Here is a 17,930-nt window from a genome sequence, read left to right as displayed (position 1 = left end):
CCCGGTCAGATTCACTCCCTCGCGGCGAGAAAGCCGATGCTTTGGTCCTGTGTACCGCGCCAACAACGCCTCCCTTTCAGCCCGTCACACGACGAGGCATCCTGCAACCGTAAAGATACCAATCTTCAGACCATAATGAACAGGTTCTGCGACTCAAAGTCACGAACTCAACGCAGGAGCATACCGTTTCATCGGCGCGCGTGCCACATAGTGGCAGCCCCGCGCAATGCGACGTACCCTTGTCTGGACGATACCTGTCCTGAACAGGGCAGACTGCACGAGGGCCTCGATGTCTCAGACCGTTCTTAACAGCACAGCACAGTCCGATCTCCGCGACCGCGGGCGCATCCTCCTGCTCTCCTGCTACGAGCTTGGCCATCAGCCGCTCAATCTGGCGTTCCCGCTGGCAACGCTGCGCGCCGAGGGGTATGACCCGGTCGCGCGTGATACGTCGGTCGAGTCGCTCGACGACGACGAGATCATGCAGGCAGGCTTTGTCGCCATCTCCGTCCCGATGCACACCGCGCTGCGGCTCGGCGTCCAGATCGCCGACCGCATCCGCGCCCGCAAGCCGGATACGCCCATCTGCTTTTACGGCCTCTACGCCTGGATGAACGCCGATTATCTGCTCGATGGCCGCGGTGATTACGTGATCGGCGGCGAGCAGGAGCGCGCATTGCTCGACCTCGTCCGCGCCATCGAGCGCGGCGACGGCGGCTTGCCGGACGGCGTCAGCAACCGCGACTACCGCGCAGCGCCGGCCATCGAGCGGATCGCGTTCGCGACACCTGTGCGCGATGCGCTGCCGTCGCCGGACAAGTACGCGCGGCTGCTGTTGAACGGTCAGGCGATCCCGGCCGGCTATACCGAAACGACCCGTGGCTGCCATCACACCTGCCGCCACTGCCCAGTCGTCCCGATCTACGGCGGTCGCTTCTTCGCTGTTCCGCGCAACGTCGTGCTGGACGACATCCGTAGCCAGGTGCAGCAGGGCGCCGGGCACATCACCTTTGGCGATCCCGACTTCCTGAATGGCCCGACCCACGCGCTGCGCGTCTGCCGAGCGATGCACGAGGAATTCCCGCACGTCACCTTCGATATGACGACGCGCATCGAGCACATCCTTGAGAACCGCGACAACTTCACGGAGTTCAAGGAGCTCGGCTGCGTCTTCGTCCTGACCGCGCTCGAATCGATCAGTGAGCTGGTGCTGGAGAAGATCGACAAGGGCCATACCAAGGCGGACGTCATCGAGGCACTGGGCATCCTCGACGCAGCCGGTATCACCATGCGGCCATCGCTGCTGCCGTTCACTCCGTGGACGACGCTGGATGACTACCTGGAGCTGCTGACGTTCTTCGAGGAGTATGAGCTGGTCAGCAACGTTGACCCGGTTCACTTCTCGATCCGGCTGCTCGTGCCGCCCGGCTCGGCCCTGCTGGACCAGCCTGATTCAGTCGAGTGGGTCGGCGAGCTTGACGCCGCCGCGTTTACCTATACATGGAAGAACCCCGACCCACGCGTCGACGATCTGCAGCGCGAGATCGCCGCGATCGTCGAAGCCGCCGAGTCGGCGTCGTGCGAGCCGGAGGAAACGTTCGCGCAGATCAAGGCCGCCTCGTGGGCCATGGCCGGCAAGACCCCGCCCGCTATCGAGCGCAAGCGCACCCGGCCGCCCGGCCAACCCCCACGCCTCACCGAATCGTGGTTCTGTTGAGCAGAGCCAACCTCGAGCCAGTTTGGCTCGCTTCCTTCATAAGATAACGGGACACCCGAAACGGCAGCCAATCTGCCATAACGACGACACCCCTCTCCCAGAATTGGGAGAGGGCGGGGCACCCTTTGGGTCGTGGGTGAGGGCCAGCCATCCTGATACACCAAGTATATCGACCCGCCCACCCTCAAACATCGTGTCTCCGGCCCGAAGACATGGCGGCGTGATCTCGCTAGAGTCGTGACCCTGTGGTTGGACGAATGCGAGAGGGAGGGTTATGCGATCGAGTGATCAAGCAGGGCGGCGATTGCAGCATGTGCTCTGGATCGGCGGGGCGACCGATGCAGGCAAGACGACGGTCGCGACGCTGCTGGCTGAACGGCACGGCCTGCAGATGTACCACTTCGATCGGCAGGAGATGCGGCACTTCGCGCAGGCCGATCCTGTCTACCAGCCTGCCCTCTGGCTGGCCCATCCGGATCGGATGACGACCGAGGAGCGCTGGCTCGGCGCACCTCCGGAGGTGATGGCGCGTGAGACGATCGTCAGCTGGACCGAGCGGTTCTGGATGGCGGTCGATGACCTGGCCGCGCTGCCGAATGGCGCTCCTGTTATCGCCGAAGGGCCGGGCTTCTTTCCCGATTGCGTGGCGACGCAGATCGACGATCCGCGACAGGCGATCTTCCTGCTGCCGACCGAGGCGTTCAAGCTCGCTGCTGTGGCCGCACGCGGCAAGCCCGGCTCACGGCATGAGACGAGCGACCCCGAGCGCGCGACCCATAACCTGATCGAGCGTGACCTGCATATGGCTCGCTTCGTTCGTGAGCGTGCCGCCGCACTTGGTCTGCGTGTCATCGATATCGACGGCAGCACGAGCCCGGACGAGGTCGCAGCGCTAGTGGAAGACTGGTTCGGCGAACGACTGCACGCGAATGGCGTTGTCAGTGCCGAGTGATTTCCGGACGCCACCGAACATCCCCGTGCTCCTGGACGTGCTGCATCGCCATCATGTGCGCTTTGTCGTCTTCGGCTCGGGCGGCGCTGTCGCCTGGGGCGCGAAGCTGACGCCCGGTGATCTCGATGTCTGCCCCGCGCTCCATGAGGACAACTTGCGGCGACTGGCGGCTGTGCTGCAGGAGGTCGGCGCGCGACCGCGATTGATACCGAACTGGAATACGCGCGAGGAGGTCGAGCGCTGGCGACCCGAACCGCTGACTGAGGCGCAGCTTGACCATCTCTTTGAGACGCGCTTCGGTGATCTCGATGTCGTCCCGCGTCCCAACGGGCCATCCGGCGCGGACGATCGCTTCGACTTCGCTGCGCTGGATGCACGGGCAACGACGACATCCGCGCTGGGCATCCCGGTGCGCGTGGCCGGACTGGAGGATCTGGTCGCTTCGAAGATGTCGCGCCGCCGCCCGAAGGACATCGCTGCGCTGCCTGAGCTGGAGCGCGTGCTGGCATTGGCTCGGGCAGCCGCCGAGAGCGACGCCTAGGCCATCGCCTCCACCTCGTCGGCGATCAGGCGGCCGATCTCCAGCGAGGAGGTCGCCGCCGGCGAGGGGGCGTTGCGGACGTGCAGCACACCCTCGGCACGATCGAAGACGAAGTCATCGACCAGCGTGCCCTGCGGGGTGAGCGCCTGGGCACGCACGCCGGCCGGGCCCGGCAGCAAGTCTTCCGGCTCCAGCTCGGGGATGTAGACGCGCAGCGTCTCCAGGAAGCGCTTCTTGGACAGGTCGCGCGCCATCTCGCTCAGGCCAGTCCGCCAGTTCTTGCGGGCGAAGGCGCGGAAGCCGGGGTTGCGCGCCATTTCCAGCAGGTCCTTGCCGCGGGCCGTGCGGAACGAATAGCCGTCGCGGGCGAAGGCGAGGACGGCGTTCGGCCCGAGCCAGACATCGCCGTTCATCCGCGGCGTGAAGTGCACGCCGAGGAACGGGAAGCGCGGGTCCGGCACCGGGTAGATGTTCGAGCGCACGAGGCTGCGACGCTCCGGCCGCAGGACGTAGTAGTCGCCGCGGAATGGAACGATACGCGGGTCCTCGTCGTTGCCGGTCATCTGAGCGACGCGATCGGAATAGAGCCCGGCGCAGGCCACGACGAGCGACGCCTCGATGTCGCCACCGCTGGTCGTGAGCAGCGTCCGGCCATTGCGTCGACGGATGCCGGTCACCTCGTGGCTGGTGCGGATCTCGCCGCCCATCTCGCGGATGTCGTTGGCGTAAGAGTGGGCCACCTGCAAGTAATCGACGATGCCGGTATTGGGCGACCAGAGCGCCCGGACGCCGCGCACATGCGGCTCGCGCTCGCGCAGCTCGTCCGGCTCGATCATCCGCAGGCCCGGCACCTGGTTCTCCTGCCCGCGTTCGTAGAGCGCCTGCAGGCGGGGCAGTTCCTCGGCGCGGGTGGCGACGATGACCTTGCCGCAGCGCTTCCAGGCGATGTCGTTCTCGTCGCAGTACTGCATCATCGCGGCTGCTCCGGCCACGCAGAGGCGCGCCTTCAGCGAGCCGGGCGCGTAATAGATGCCGGAGTGAATGACGCCGCTGTTGTGGCCGGTCTGGTGCTCACCGATGCTCGCTTCTTTCTCCAGCAGGATGAGCGATTTCCCGGGGCGGCGGCGCAGGATCTCGCGCGCGGCGGCCAGGCCAACGATCCCACCGCCGACGATCGCAATCGATGCCGTGCCTTCCAGCATCGTCGCGGCGGTCGGCAGTGTCGCAGCCTGTGGCTCGTCGATCGCCGTTGTCATCATGCCCCCTCACCCCGTCAGCCAGTCCGTCGTGCTGCCGATGATACTGCGAGTTGCGCTGCCTCGGTGAATGAGGGGCAAAACGAAGCGGTAGAGACAGAGGCACCCGAGTCCATCTCTACCGCTGCGAAGGGGGGCGTTGTTCTCATTCCAGTGTCTCCCCGAACTGGAACGAGAGCGCCATCGTTGTGTGTTGGGGATGTCGGTCAGCACGATGTCCGCGACAAACCCGAGACAAGTCTACGGTGGCTCAAAGAGTATCGCTGTGACTAAAGTCACAGTATGCGAGATTGTCAGCGTATTTCCGAGAGTGCTGAATGTAGCACAGAGAGTTGACACGAAGTTGTAACACGAAAATCGCATTCGACACGGTTGTTCGAGGCGGTTCTGTCTAGGCTACTGACAGGTGTATGGCTCCGGATTAGGTGTCGCGCGCGACGCTCCGAGCACGGCAAGAGCCGGATGGTGGACGAGTCATGGCGGGCGCGACGGAGAGTGAACGGGGGCACATTCGATGTCAGATCCATTCAACCGGTCTCGGATCAACCGCCGCAACGTCCTGAAGGGTGTCGGCGCTGCCGCGATCCTCGCTCCGGCGGGCGGCGCGCTGCTGGCGTCCTGCTCGATCGGTGGCGACGATGATGACCCGACGCCGTCGAGCGGCAACACCGGCGCAGGCGTACCCAGCTCGGTCGCCGAGATCGCCGAGGCGCGTGGGCTCACGCCGGACGACATCACCCGCGCGGTGAAGACATACGTTCCCGGCGGGCAGTACGACGAATTCCTGATCTTTGCGTCGGGTGGGCACTCCGGCCAGGTGCTGGTGATCGGCGTGCCGTCGATGCGACTGCTGAAGCTGATCGCGACATTCACGCCGGAGCCGTGGCAGGGCTATGGCTTCTCCGACGAGACGAAGGCTATCCTCGCCGAGGGCGCTGTCGACGACAAGGTGCTCGGCTGGGCCGATACCCACCACCCGGGCCTGAGCGAGACGAACGGCGAATATGACGGCGAATGGCTGTTCATCAACGACAAGGCCAACGCCCGTATGGCCGTCATCGATCTGCGCGACTTCGAAACGAAGCAGATCGTCAAGAACCCACACATCATCAGCAACCACGGTGGCGCGTTCGTGACGCCGAACACCGAGTACATCACCGACGGCTCGCAGTACGCTGCGCCATGGGGCTGGGAGTACGCGCCGCTCGATGAGTACAAGGAGAAGTACCGCGGCGCGATGACCTTCTGGAAGTTCGACCGCGAGAAGGGCCGGATCGATACGGATCTTTCCTTCTCGATCGAGCTGCCGCCGTACTGGCAGGACCTGGCCGACTGCGGCAAGGGGCCAAGCGAGGGCTGGATGTTCTCCAACTCGCTCAACACTGAGATGGCTATCGGTGGCAACCGCGCTGACGGTAGCCCGCCGGTGCCGCCGGTCGAGGCCGGTGCGTCGCAGAACGATATGGACTACATGACCGTCATCGACTGGAAGACGGCCGAACGGCTCATCCAGGAGGGCAAGGGCGAAGACGTCCACGGGATGCCCCTGATTGACATCAAGACCGCCGTTGCCGAGGGCATCCTTTTCCAGGTACCGGAACCGAAGAGTCCGCACGGTGTCGACGTAACGCCGGACGGCAAGCACATCGTCGTCGCCGGCAAGCTCGACCCGCACGTCACGATCTACAGCTTCGAGAAGATCCAGGCTGCCATCGCCAAGGGCGGCTACGAGATGGACGATTTCGGCGTGCCGATCCTGGCCTACGAGGACTGCATGGAAGCGCAGGTTGAGCTCGGACTTGGCCCACTGCATACGCAGTTCGACAACACCGGCCACGCCTACACCAGCCTCTTCCTCGACAGCGCCATCGCCAAGTGGAAGGTCGGCGAGGCGGGCAAGCCGGACACGTGGACGATGGTCGAGAAGATCCCCGTCCACTACAACGTCGGTCACCTCAGTGTCTGCGAAGGCGACACGGTCAGCCCCAAGGGCAAGTACCTGATCGCGCTGAACAAGTGGGCGATCGACCGCTTCACGCCGGTCGGACCGCTGCACCCGCAGAACTTCCAGCTGATCGACATCACCGGCGAGAAGATGGACCTGCTCTACGATTCGCCGATTGGCGTCGGCGAGCCGCACTACGTCCAGACGATCTCGGCCGACAAGATCAAGGCCTGGACGACCTATCCCGAGGTCGGCTGGGACCCGCAGGCGCAGGCCCCATCGCCGGTCGCGACACTCGCCGGTCAGGAATCTGTCGTACGTGAGGGCAACAAAGTCACGATCAACATGACCTCAATCCGCTCGCACTTCACACCGGACACGATTGAGGTGACCGAAGGCAACGAGATCGTCCTGAACATCACCAACATCGAGATGGCGCAGGACGCGACACACGGCTTCGCCTTCCCCGGCCAGCATATTCAGCTGAGTATCGAGCCGGGCGAGACGACGACGGTGACATTCACCGCCGATCGCGCCGGTGTCTACCCGTTCTACTGCACCGAGTTCTGCTCGGCGCTGCACCTCGAGATGATGGGCTACTTCATCGTCGAGCCGGCCTGATCCGGCGGCCGGGCGGGTGGAGGGAACCCCCAACACGGCCAAGAGGGCCGGTAAACCGAAGTTCCTGAAGAAGGTGATCACGATGACTGCTCTAGAACATGCCACGACAACGGCAGACAGCACGCCGATAGGAGGAGCCACGAAAGCTGAGCGAGCGAGCATGTCACGCACCGATGCGCTGCATCTGGGCGGGTTGCTCCTGGCGGCCGTGCTGCTGATCCTGACGATCTTCCTGCCGTACTGGTCGATTACGCTGCACGCACCGCAATACCCCAAGGGGCTCACGATCGACGCGTTCGTCAACGAGATGCGCGGCGATGTCTCCGAGGTCGATGGCCTCAACCACTATATCGGCATGATGAAGCTGGAAAACGCAGCCAGGATCGAGCGCACGATCTCGCGGATCGCGATTCCGGCGATCGCCGTGCTCGCCGTGCTGTCGTTCTGGGTCAAGAGCCGCTTGCGCTGGCTCCTGGCGTTGCCAATCATCATCTACCCGATCGTGTTCGGTCTCGATCTGTTCGCCTGGCTCTACTACGCGGGTCACTCCCTGGACCCGAAGGCCGCTCTTAGCTCTTCGATCTCCGAGTTCACGCCAACGATCCTCGGCACCGGGATCATCGGCCAGTTCAGTACCGAAGCAACATTCCGAATTGGCTTCTATCTCGCCGTGCTCGCAGCGATCATCGTGTTGGCCGTGACAATACGAGGACGGTCACACGATGACAGCACGACTTAACCGGGCAACCTCCCGGATCATCGTTGTTGCCGCCATCCTGCTGATCGTTGGCATCCCCTGGCCGATGCCCGTCTCGGCCGCGACCGAAGCTCCCGATCTGGTCGTCTGCGCGACCTGCGAAGTCACCACGCTGCAGGATGCACTGGCGCAAGCGCCGGACGGTGCCCGCATCGAGGTGCGCGGCGGCAGCTACGCAGCCCCGCTCGTGATCGACCGCGATGTCGAGCTGATCGGCATCGACCGACCGGTGATCGACGGCGGCGGTGAAGGTACGATCATCCACGCAACCGGCGCGGCCGTCACCATCAGCGGCTTCATCATCCGCGGCACCGGCACGACCCTCGACCACGAGGACAGCGGGATTCTGGTCGAGAAGGGGCATGCGACAATCGTCGACAACATCATCGAGGACAGCCTCTTCGGCATCTACCTGAAGGAATCCCCCGGCAGCATCCTGCGCGACAACATCGTGCGCTCCAAGCCCCTGCCAATCGCCCTGCGCGGCGATGGCGTCAAGGTCTGGTATAGCGACGACATGGTCATCGAGGGCAACCAGGCCGACGATGGCCGCGATGTCATCCTCTGGTATTCAAACCGCGGGATCGTGCGCAACAACGAGTTCAATGGCGGACGCTACGGCCTGCACCTGATGTTCAGCGACAGCGCGACAGTCGAGTACAACTCGCTCTCCCAGAACTCGATCGGCCTCTACATCATGTACAGCCGCGACGCGATCGTGCGCGGCAACATCCTCTCGAACAACCACGGGCCGAGCGGCGGTGGACTGGGTCTGAAAGATGTCGACGGGCTGACCGTCGAGGCCAACCGCTTTGTCAATAACCGCATCGGTGCGCAGGTCGACACCTCTCCGCGTGAGCCGAACATCGAGCACTACTGGATCGGCAACGTCTTCGCCTACAACGAGGTCGCGCTGGGCATCATGCCCTCGGTGAAGCGCAATACACTGACCGAGAACTCCTTCATTGATAATGTGCAGAACGTGACCATCCTCGGTGGCGGCGAGCTGAAGGGCATCACCTGGTCGGTCGACGGGCGCGGTAACTACTGGAGCGACTACGCCGGCTACGACGCCAACGGCGATGGCGTCGGCGATGTGCCGTACCTGTCGCAGCACCTCTTCGAATCGCTGATGGACGATCACCCGCAGCTGCGGCTGTTCCTGTTCCAGCCCGGCCGCGATGGCGGTCGACTTCGCCGCTGAGGCATTCCCGGCCGTTCGACCACGCACCCGCTTCGTCGATGACGCGCCGTTGATGGCAGCGCCGGCCATTGCCGATCTACCGGGCATTGCTGGGCAATCAACCTCGCAGCGGCTCGTCGGCGGCGCGGTCTGGCTGCTGATCGGCGGCGCGGCGCTCGGGATGATCCTGTCGGTTCGCCGACGATCGCCCGTCGCGGCGGTTACACCCAATGAGTCCACGGAGGCACCCATGAGCACACCAGCCCCGGTCGCGGCAGCGCGTCCGCAGCCGGACATTCCATCGGCGGACGCGGTTGTCGCGGTCCGCAACGTCACCAAGCGCTACGGGCGCGTCGCCGCTGTCGACGCCATGTCGTTCAGCGCCGACCGCGCCGAGGCGATTGCGCTCTGGGGGCCGAACGGCGCCGGGAAGACGACGATCCTGCGCTGCCTCCTCGGCGTCGCGCGCTATAGTGGCGACATCCGCATCAACGGCGCAAACCCGGCTCGGGATGGCCGCGGGGCGCGGCGACAGGTCGGCTACGTCCCACAGGACCTCGCCCCCTCGGCGATGACCGTCGCCGAGATGGTCGAGTTCGTAGCGGCGCTCAAGCGCGCACCATCCGACGAGGGCTTCGCGCACCTGGAGATGCTGGGGATCGCTGACGCTCGCGATAAGACGCTGAGCGCGCTCTCCGGCGGCATGAAGCAGCGCCTCGCGCTCGCGCTGGCGCTGATCGGCGACCCGTCGATCCTGCTGCTGGACGAGCCGACCGCCAATCTGGATGCGGCTGGCCGCGCCGAACTGCTCGATCTGCTGCGCGAGCAGAAGCAGCGCGGCAAGACACTCATCTTTTCATCGCACCGACCGGACGACATTCTGGCGCTGGCCGATCGCATCCTGCTGATGCGCGCCGGCCAGCTGGAAGAGATCGTCACGCCGCAGGAGTTCGCGGCAGCGACCGGCAGCGAGTCGCGCCTGATCGTTACGCTCTCGAATGGCCACGCGACCGAGGCCGCCGAGACGCTGGCGAGCCTGGGCCTGTCGGCGGATATCTCCGGGAAGCGTCTGGTAGTGACGATCGAGCATCGCGAGAAGGCGCGGGTGCTCTCGGCACTCGCCCGCCGTGGCGTTGAGATCGATGACTTTGAGCTGGAGCGAGGACTATGGACTGGTCAGCAGTAATGACGATCGCCGGTCGCGAGGCGCGCGCCGGTCTACGCAATCGCTGGTTCATCCTGTACGCCGTCGTGTTCCTGGTGCTGAGCGTCGGGTTCTCCTGGGGTCGCTGGCCGGGAGTGGGCGTCTCACCGGGCAGGCGGGCTCGGCTGGGCTGCTGAACCTGATGCTGCTGATGGTGCCGCTGATCGGCCTGACCATCGGCGCGCAGTCGATCGTCAGCGACCGGCAGGACCGCAGCCTGGAGTACATGCTGGCACTGCCGGTCTCACCGGCCGAGGTATTCTTCGGCAAGTACCTCGGCGCGGCGCTGTCGCTCGTGCTGATGCTTGTCTTCGGTTTCGGCTGGGCCGGTGTCGCGCTGGCCGCCCGCGGTGCTGCCGGAAGCCCGTCGGATTTCGCCCTGCTGGTCGGCATGACGATTCTGCTCGGACTGGCGATGCTGAGCGTCGGCTTCCTGATCTCCAGCTTCTCGCCGCAGACAGCGGCTGCGCTGGGCATCGCCGTCTCAATCTGGCTGGTTCTCATCATCATCGGCGATCTCGGCCTGATGGGTAGCTCGCTGGTTATGCGCCTGCAGCCCTCGACGCTCCTCATCGCGACGCTGACGAACCCGCTCGACGCCTACAAGCTGCTGAGTGTCAACGTCCTGCACACCTCGTTGGAGGTACTCGGTCCGGCCGGCGTCTACGCAATCGACCGCTTCGGCTCAGCACTGACAACCGTGCTGTTCGGCGCGATTGCGCTCTGGATCATTGTGCCACTGCCAGTTGGCTACTGGATCTTCCGAAAGGTGGATGTGAGATGACCACTCGACTGCTACGATTGCCTGGGCTGCTCATACTGATTGTCCTGACCGCCATAACGCTGGCTGGCTGTGGTGGTGAAGCACGAGCCGACCAGCCACCAGAGATCAAATACGGTGTGGATACATGTAGCCGATGCCATATGATCATCTCGGAAGAGAAGTACGCATCTGGCCTGGTCGCGAGCGACGGCACAACGATGATCTTCGATGACATCGGCGAAATGATCGCGACTGTGCAGGATGACGGGCTCAATGAACGGCGCGTCTGGGTCCACGACTTCGACTCGGTCGAGTGGATCGACGGCACTACCGCGTTCTATGTCGATTCGCACGATCTGATGACCCCAATGGGCATGGGCGTGGTAGCGTTCAGTAGCAAAGATGCAGCCGAGAAGCTGGCTGCAGAAAAGAGCGGTACTGTCCGGGACTGGGAAGCGATGCTCGTGGAATGGGAAATGCACGGGCATGGGCACTAGCGCGGACACGCGCTCAGCAAAATATGTGATGGCGTCGCAGTGGGTTGGACGAAGCGGAGGATCATAGAGGGATGAAACGTGCATGTGCGGTACTCGCCGTAGTACTGCTGCTTGTCGTTGGGGTTGCCTGCGGCAGTAGCGAGGATGCCAAGCCGGCAACGTCGGTCGTTGGTGCCTCAACTGCTGGCGCATCTCCGGTAGCCACTCAGGTTGAAGCGGCCGCGACCGAGTCGGCGTCCGAGGCGGCACCTGAGGGCACAACCGGCGGCGCAGCTCCGGCAGAGGGTGACGCGGAAAATGGGAAGTCCCTGGCAACCAGCCTGGGCTGCGTGGCCTGCCACTCTGTCGATGGCTCGGCACTGGTTGGCCCGACGTGGAAGGGTGTGTACGGCCACGAGGTCACGCTGACCGATGGCTCGAAGGTCACCGTCGACGATGCCTACATCCACGAGTCGATTGTCGATCCGAACGCAAAGGTCGTTGAAGGCTTCGCACCGATCATGCCAAGCTTCAAGGGCCAGGTCGATGACCAGCAGATCGCTGATATCATCGCCTATATCAAGACATTGCAGTAAAGCGTCGCACGATCATCTGTAGACACTGCGAACGCTCGCGACCCCGACCTTGATGGTCGGGGTCGCGTCTTGTGCGCGGGTTGCATCACGCTGGCAGTGCGTCGCGCGTCTCGGCCTGTGCTGGCTGTGGCATCGCTCCGTTGCCACGCGAGCGAACAGTGCGATTGCGACCGCCGCGCAGCACCCGCATGCCGTTGGCGGTCACCAGCAGCACCGACGCCTGGTGAACGAACATCCCACCGGCCATGTGGACCTCGCCCAGCAGCACGCCGCCCAGCAGTGCGCCGACCGTGATGAGCGCGACGGCCACGTTCTGGCGGATGTTCCGCACCGTCGCTCGCGACAGCCCAATCGCCTCAGGCAGCTTGCGTAGATCGTCGCCAACCAGCGCAATGTCAGCCGTCTCGATAGCCACATCAGTTCCCGCCGTACCCATCGCGACGCCAGCATCGGCAGCGACGAGCGCCGGGGCGTCGTTGATGCCGTCGCCAGCCATGGCAACGACGTAGCCTTCGGCCTGCAGCGAGCGGATTATCTCGAGCTTCTCATCCGGCATCAGACCGGCATGCACCTCGCTGATACCGACCTGCTCGGCGACCGCCTGCGCCGTCAGACGATCGTCGCCAGTCAGCATCAGGATGCGCTTGATACCATCCTGGCGCAGCCGCGCCACGGTCGCGGCGGCATCCTGGCGCACCGCGTCGGCGATGCCGAGGATACCGATCAGGCTGCCGTCGAGAGCGACCATGACGGCGGTGCGCCCGGTCTGCTTCAGGCGTTCCATGCGCGTCTCAACCTGCCGCGAGACGGGCACATCCAGCTCGTGCATCAGGACCGCATTACCCACGCCGATGGTGTGGCCATTGTGCGTCGTCACGACGCCGCGGCCAGGGTAGACACTGAAGTCATCGGCGCTCGGGACCGGTCCGCCTGGTGCGGCGTCGAGAATTGGCTGGGCCAGCGGATGCTCCGAGCCCGCCTCAGCGATGGCTGCCCAGCGCAGGACAGCCTGCTGGTCAGCATCCCATCCGGTGTTGTCCAACAGGCTGTGGTGGTTCGCGTGGGCCGTCATCGGCTGCAGCGCGACAACATCGGTGAGCGATGGGCGTCCCTCGGTGAGGGTGCCGGTCTTGTCAAAGGCGACTGCCGTAATGCTGCCGGCCTGCTCCAGATGCTCGCCGCCCTTGATCAGGATGCCGCGCCGGGCAGCCCGGCCAATGCCGGCCATGACCGACACCGGCGTCGAGATGACCAGCGCGCCCGGGCAGCCGATGACCAGCAGGGTCAGGGTCAGCTCGACGTTGCGGGTGATGATCCAGGCCACAAGGCTGAGCCCCATGATCGCCGGGGTGTACCAGCGCGCGAAGCGTTCGATGAAGCGCTGGGCGGGTGCCTTGGTGTCTTGCGCCTCTTCGACCCGCTCGATGATGCGCCCGAGCATCGTCTCGCCGCCGACGCCGGCCACCCGCACACGCAGCAGGCCATTCAGCGCGATCGTGCCAGCATAGACGCCTGATTCGGCGGCCTTGCTCTCGGGGATCGGCTCGCCGGTGATGGCGCTCTCGTCCACTGCCGCCGAGCCGTTGATCACGACTCCATCAACCGGGATGCGTCCGCCCGGCTTGACGACGACTGTCTCTCCGACGGCAACTGCGCCGATGCCGACCTCGACAACGTCGCCATCGCGCTCGACCAGCGCCGTCTCTGGCGCAAGCTCGATCAGTTCGGCCAGCGCCTGGCGCGTCTTGCTCAGCGTACGAGCTTCCAGGTATGCGCCGAGCATGAAGAGGAAGGTGACGGCTGCCGCCTCCCAGTATTCGCCGATGATCAGCGCGCCCGACGCGGCGATCGTCACCAGCAGCTCAATGCTGATCTGGCGGATGCGCAGCGCGTTGATCGCGCGCATGGCGATGTCGGAGCCGGCGACCAGCGCGGCGGCCGTCATCAGCCACGGCCCGACGCCGGGGCGGCCGAGGACGTAGATGCCGACGAGCGCTAGAAGAATGAGCGCACCGCTGACGACTGTCAGCAGCATGCGTCTGGCAAGTGGGTCGCGCAGCCGCTCCTGAGTCGATTGAAGTCGTGTCGTTGTCATTTCTCTCTCACTGTCGAAGTTTACGGGCGCGTCGGGGACGCGCCCGAATCGTATGTCGCGCGTCAGACTGGCGAGACACGCGCCTTGTAACCAACTGCCTGGACGGCCTGGACCAGCTCGTCGCCGGACGTCTGCTGCGGATCGTGCTGAACCTCGATCTTGCCGCTGGCGAAGCGCACCTTGGCGCTCGTCACGCCGGGCTTGGCGCTCAGCGCCTTCTCGATCTTCGGCACGCACGACGGGCAGGTCAGGTTGTCGCTACGCAGGATGGTCTTTGTTGTCGTCTTCACTGTCACGGAAATCCCTTTCGTGGGTCAGGCCTCATTGCCTCTACTACCACTCTAGGGAAGGAGGAGGAGATGGTGAATGATCTGGATCAAGTAAGGAAAAGGCGAGAGATCGTTGCTTACGCCTCGCTGGCGATCTGCTCAAGCTGCGCCGCGTTCGTCACGATGATCCACTCCCGCCCGCTCTCAATGAGACCATCGCGGCGGAACTGGCTCATGATGCGGCTGGCCGTTTCGGTAGTCGTGCCGGTCATCGCGGCAAGATCCTGCCGCGACAGGCGCGTGTTGATCAGCACTCCGCGCTCGTCCTGAACACCGAGCTTCTCGGCCAGCTTGAGCAGCGCGGCGGCAACGCGAGACTCTACTGGCGTGGCGCTGATCTGTGAGATCGTGTCGTGGGCGTTCTGGAGTCGCTCAGCGACCAGCCCGAGGACCGCCAGCGCGACCTCCGGCACCCGCGCGAGGATGGTTTGGAAGTCAGCCGCGCTGATCCCCAGGACGCAGCACGGCGTCTGCGCCACGGCTGTATCCGGGTAGCTGCGATCTCCGAGCACGGTAAGGGTGCCGAACATCTCACCCTCGCCGAGAATATCGAGCAGCACGTCCTGACCGCCGGCGCTATGACGCAGGAGCTTCACCTCGCCGTGGGCGACGACAAAGAGCCGCTCGGCCGGGTCGCCGCTGAAATAGACCGTCTCACCGGCTGCATACCCCGTCGCGTGAAATTGCTGGTTGATCTCGGCCAGCGCTTCCGATGACAGATGTGCGAAGAACGGCAGCCCGTGCAGGATCTCATGCCGATGCTCGATTGAGCAGCTTTCCGGGCCGACTTCGCGTCCGACCGCCGGCACTCGGCGTCGTGCGGTCATCTCGCCAGTCCTCTCACATCACCTGGAGACGAACGTTGGAGCCAACCGTACACAATCACACCGCCGCATTTTATGTCACTACCTCAGAAATGGATGTGAACGGTCGAACCCTCGCTGAGGAAGTCCCAGAACCAGTGGGCGTCGCCTTTGAGCAGGCTAATGCAGCCGTTGCTGGTGAAGCCGCCAAACTGCGACGGTGGCGTCCAGTAGTTGCTGTGCAGAGCAAACCCACCCTCCTTGAAGTACTGCGTGTACATGACATGCTCAAGGTAGTAGTACTCCGGGTCACCCTTGGGAATGCCAACCGTGGCCGAATCCATCGTTTCGTCCTCGACACGATAGAAGACATTGAAGGTCCCGAGCGGCGTGCGATCATCGCGCCCGGCGGAGATGATCGCGCTGTAGATCGGCCGATCGCCGTCGTAGGCGATGGCGTAGAAGCTCGACAGGTTGATATCAACCCAGTGGCCAGAGAACGTCTCATCCGGTGGTGGCGCGGCGAACGGTGCGACATAGTCAGCTGACACATAGCGCCCATCGCCAACCCGATACCAGCGGCCGCCGTCGTCCGGGTTCGTCACCATCTCGTACACCGTCACCGTGTGCCGGGCGAACGTCGTTGCCAGAATCGGCGCGTCAGTCGTCGGTGCAGAGCGGATATTCAGCTCGGTCGGGATAACAACACCCATCCGCGCGCCATCATAGGTATGAATCGCGTCCTGCCAGGCTGGATCGCCGTTCAGCAGCACGTCGGTTTCGGCAGGCGGTTCAGTCGGAGCGGGCTCCGGCTCTTCAGTGGGTGTCGCCGTCGGCTCCTGCGTTGGCTCTGCTGTCGGCTCAAGCGTCGGCGCGGGTGGTTCGGTTGGCTCCTCGGTTGGCTCAGCCGTCGGCGTCGCCGGCGGCATCGTCGCAGTCGGCGGTGCTGTAGCCGTCTCCGCTGGCAGCGCCGCGCCCTGATCAAGCTCGGCATCGGGCGACGAGCACGCTGCCAGGACGAGCGATGCGATCAGCAGCATCAGCAGCGCGACAGGGAACCTACGGTTCGTCGATCCGCGAAAATTGGGCATGATTGGCAATCTCCGTTAGTTCAGGCGCAGAAATGCGCGGCGGGCGGCTGCCAGGCGGTCAGCACCCTCCGGGTCGCTGCCTGCCATCGACAGGCAAGTGACCAGATTCTCGGCCAGCAGCGTCAGTCCGACGGCATTGAGCGCCGAGCGCATCGCAGAGAGCTGGGTAAGGATGTCATCCAACGCTGCACGCTCATCGAGCATGCGCTGAACACCACGGGCCTGCCCCTCCAGCCTGCGCAGCCGATTGCGGACAGCGCCTGTCGCCTCGTCGCTCAACCACGCGGCTGCCGGCGCTCCAGCATCAACGCGCGCCGGTGTGGCAAGCCAGGTAGCCGGCAGCTCCTGTTGGGCGGCCGCGGCCAGCGTCGCGCCGTGGCGCGCAATGATCTGCGCGTCCGTGCCGCGCTCCAGCGGCAGGAAGCGGATATCAGCCGCCCGGGCGATGGCGTGCGACACATTGCACAGCCCATCGGGGACGGCAGCCAGGATATCGACATCGTGGGCCAGCAGCACCTCGACAGCGGCCAGCCGCTTTCCGACAGCCAGCTCGGCGGCGGGATTGGCGACATCTTCGGTCGCGCCAGTTTCAGTGTCGTAGATGGTGAGTGTTGTTGCGTCATCGAGACCGGCCAGGCGGCCCTCGGAGATTGCGGCGGCGATTTTCACGGACCGCTCCTTTCCAATACCCCAGGGGGTATCGTAGTCGACCTTGGCTGTGCGTGCAATGTCAGTTGCGCTGTCCGCCGAGCGAGCGCGGCGCTTGGTGAGGCCGAGGCAACGCTCCGCCACGATTGTCATATCGCGACGGATCTCCTCGCACTGGAATGGTTACGGCCCAGTCACGAACACGCGCCACAGCGTCTTGAAGCACCAAATACCCATTCGTTGTCCTGCTTGACAATATGCCATGCAATTCCTACACTGCATTTACTAAACGTTGTTTAGCCATCGGTTAAGCATAGAAGAGGCTGTAATGAACACAGCTCAGCAACAGTCGTCGCTTGGGGCACTGGCGCGGGCAGGGACCGCCCTGGCCTGGCTGACTGGCGTGATCTATCTCATCATCGGCACAGGGATGGCACCGGACGATCTTGATTCCCCGCCGCAGGCGGTGATGCTGGTCGCCGGCCTTGCCTACATTGTTGGAGGCTGGTTGATCCGCCGGCTCAACCGGCGGCTCGTGCGGGCTGGTGCCGTCGCCAATGCCCTCGTCATGGTGGTCTACATGGTCTTACTGCTGGCCGGTCGGTCGGATCTCGAGATCTACGCAGCGGTGAGCAAGCTTGCGCAGATCGGGCTTGAGATCGTCCTGATCGCGCTCCTCTACGGTCTCACACGAACGGCAGCTGACGTTGTCTCGACGCCAGCGTCTCAGCAGGCGCGATAGAGGAGCGGTGATGAATCATCAAACTTCGCGACAGTTGAGCTGGCTCGGCCGGTGGGCGGCGTTTGTCGTCCGTCGCCATCGTCTTGTCCTCGTGAGCAGTGCGCTCGTCCTCATCGCGCTTGTCGGCGTCTACCGGGCTGGTCATGGCGACTTCGTCAACAGTTTCACTATCCCCGGTGCCGAATCGCAGCGCGCCATTGATCTGCTCAAG

Annotated in this window: 19 protein-coding genes; 13 read left to right on the top strand and 6 right to left on the bottom strand. The window is 64.3% G+C overall.

All coding sequences use genetic code 11. The features are described 5' to 3' along the window. The first annotated feature begins 289 nt into the window (after window positions 1-289). The 3 genes from M9890_11620 (at window position 290) to M9890_11610 (ending at window position 3,210) form a co-directional block, all read left to right on the top strand. Complete coding sequence (locus tag M9890_11620; GenBank protein ID MCO5177599.1) at window positions 290-1,717, top strand: CUAEP/CCAEP-tail radical SAM protein; 1,428 nt, start codon at window positions 290-292, stop codon at window positions 1,715-1,717. Between the two features lie 274 nt (window positions 1,718-1,991). Then, window positions 1,992-2,669, top strand: coding sequence for a hypothetical protein (locus M9890_11615; GenBank protein MCO5177598.1), 678 nt, complete (start codon window positions 1,992-1,994; stop codon window positions 2,667-2,669). Continuing rightward, a complete protein-coding gene (locus M9890_11610; protein MCO5177597.1) occupies window positions 2,659-3,210 on the top strand; it encodes a hypothetical protein in 552 nt (183 codons plus the stop codon). The genes M9890_11615 and M9890_11610 overlap by 11 nt, the downstream gene beginning before the upstream one ends. On the opposite strand, the gene lhgO is transcribed toward M9890_11610, so the two are convergent. Beyond that, window positions 3,207-4,466 (bottom strand): L-2-hydroxyglutarate oxidase, encoded by a 1,260-nt coding sequence (lhgO, locus tag M9890_11605; protein ID MCO5177596.1) that lies wholly within the window; start codon window positions 4,464-4,466, stop codon window positions 3,207-3,209. The genes M9890_11610 and lhgO overlap by 4 nt on opposite strands. Before the next feature lie 514 nt (window positions 4,467-4,980). On the opposite strand from lhgO, the gene nosZ reads away from it, so the two are divergent. The 8 genes from nosZ (at window position 4,981) to M9890_11565 (ending at window position 12,011) form a co-directional block, all read left to right on the top strand. Then, window positions 4,981-7,032 (top strand): Sec-dependent nitrous-oxide reductase, encoded by a 2,052-nt coding sequence (nosZ, locus tag M9890_11600; protein MCO5177595.1) that lies wholly within the window; start codon window positions 4,981-4,983, stop codon window positions 7,030-7,032. Between the two features lie 160 nt (window positions 7,033-7,192). Beyond that, complete coding sequence (locus M9890_11595; protein ID MCO5177594.1) at window positions 7,193-7,771, top strand: cytochrome C; 579 nt, start codon at window positions 7,193-7,195, stop codon at window positions 7,769-7,771. Continuing rightward, window positions 7,755-8,993 carry a nitrous oxide reductase family maturation protein NosD gene (nosD, locus tag M9890_11590; GenBank protein ID MCO5177593.1) on the top strand — a complete coding sequence of 413 codons (1,239 nt, stop codon included), beginning with the start codon at window positions 7,755-7,757 and terminating at the stop codon, window positions 8,991-8,993. The genes M9890_11595 and nosD overlap by 17 nt, the downstream gene beginning before the upstream one ends. Further along, window positions 8,971-10,158, top strand: coding sequence for an ABC transporter ATP-binding protein (locus M9890_11585; GenBank protein ID MCO5177592.1), 1,188 nt, complete (start codon window positions 8,971-8,973; stop codon window positions 10,156-10,158). Before nosD ends, M9890_11585 begins: the two co-directional genes overlap by 23 nt. Beyond that, window positions 10,140-10,313 carry a hypothetical protein gene (locus M9890_11580; protein ID MCO5177591.1) on the top strand — a complete coding sequence of 58 codons (174 nt, stop codon included), beginning with the start codon at window positions 10,140-10,142 and terminating at the stop codon, window positions 10,311-10,313. The genes M9890_11585 and M9890_11580 overlap by 19 nt, the downstream gene beginning before the upstream one ends. 5 nt (window positions 10,314-10,318) lie before the next feature. Continuing rightward, window positions 10,319-10,960, top strand: a complete 642-nt coding sequence (locus tag M9890_11575) for an ABC transporter permease (protein MCO5177590.1) — start codon at window positions 10,319-10,321, stop codon at window positions 10,958-10,960. After that, complete coding sequence (locus tag M9890_11570) at window positions 10,957-11,436, top strand: nitrous oxide reductase accessory protein NosL (protein MCO5177589.1); 480 nt, start codon at window positions 10,957-10,959, stop codon at window positions 11,434-11,436. The genes M9890_11575 and M9890_11570 overlap by 4 nt, the downstream gene beginning before the upstream one ends. A gap of 71 nt (window positions 11,437-11,507) precedes the next feature. Next, entirely contained in the window at window positions 11,508-12,011 is a 504-nt protein-coding gene (locus tag M9890_11565; protein ID MCO5177588.1) for a cytochrome c, read from the top strand. Window positions 12,012-12,096: 85 nt separating this feature from the next. Here M9890_11565 and M9890_11560 read toward each other — a convergent pair whose 3' ends face one another. From M9890_11560 to M9890_11540, 5 genes are all read right to left on the bottom strand, one after another. Continuing rightward, window positions 12,097-14,106, bottom strand: coding sequence for a cation-translocating P-type ATPase (locus M9890_11560; GenBank protein MCO5177587.1), 2,010 nt, complete (start codon window positions 14,104-14,106; stop codon window positions 12,097-12,099). Window positions 14,107-14,168: 62 nt separating this feature from the next. Continuing rightward, a complete protein-coding gene (locus M9890_11555; protein MCO5177586.1) occupies window positions 14,169-14,396 on the bottom strand; it encodes a cation transporter in 228 nt (75 codons plus the stop codon). A 116-nt stretch (window positions 14,397-14,512) separates the two neighbouring features. Continuing rightward, window positions 14,513-15,262, bottom strand: coding sequence for a Crp/Fnr family transcriptional regulator (locus tag M9890_11550; protein MCO5177585.1), 750 nt, complete (start codon window positions 15,260-15,262; stop codon window positions 14,513-14,515). Window positions 15,263-15,345: 83 nt separating this feature from the next. Next, complete coding sequence (locus M9890_11545; GenBank protein MCO5177584.1) at window positions 15,346-16,329, bottom strand: L,D-transpeptidase family protein; 984 nt, start codon at window positions 16,327-16,329, stop codon at window positions 15,346-15,348. A gap of 15 nt (window positions 16,330-16,344) precedes the next feature. Further along, window positions 16,345-17,130, bottom strand: coding sequence for a metal-sensing transcriptional repressor (locus tag M9890_11540; GenBank protein ID MCO5177583.1), 786 nt, complete (start codon window positions 17,128-17,130; stop codon window positions 16,345-16,347). 175 nt (window positions 17,131-17,305) lie between these two features. On the opposite strand from M9890_11540, the gene M9890_11535 reads away from it, so the two are divergent. Together M9890_11535 and M9890_11530 are read left to right on the top strand one after the other, a co-directional pair. Further along, entirely contained in the window at window positions 17,306-17,719 is a 414-nt protein-coding gene (locus M9890_11535; GenBank protein ID MCO5177582.1) for a hypothetical protein, read from the top strand. A gap of 10 nt (window positions 17,720-17,729) precedes the next feature. Continuing rightward, window positions 17,730-17,930: hypothetical protein (locus M9890_11530; GenBank protein MCO5177581.1), on the top strand; the 201-nt coding region annotated here is incomplete at its 3' end.

It is taken from the genome of Thermomicrobiales bacterium (assembly GCA_023954495.1).
In the GTDB taxonomy this organism is placed as follows: Bacteria; Chloroflexota; Chloroflexia; order Thermomicrobiales; family CFX8; genus JAMLIA01.
Note: the sequence above shows the minus strand (reverse complement) of the source record. Positions and strands in the feature narration are given on the sequence as shown.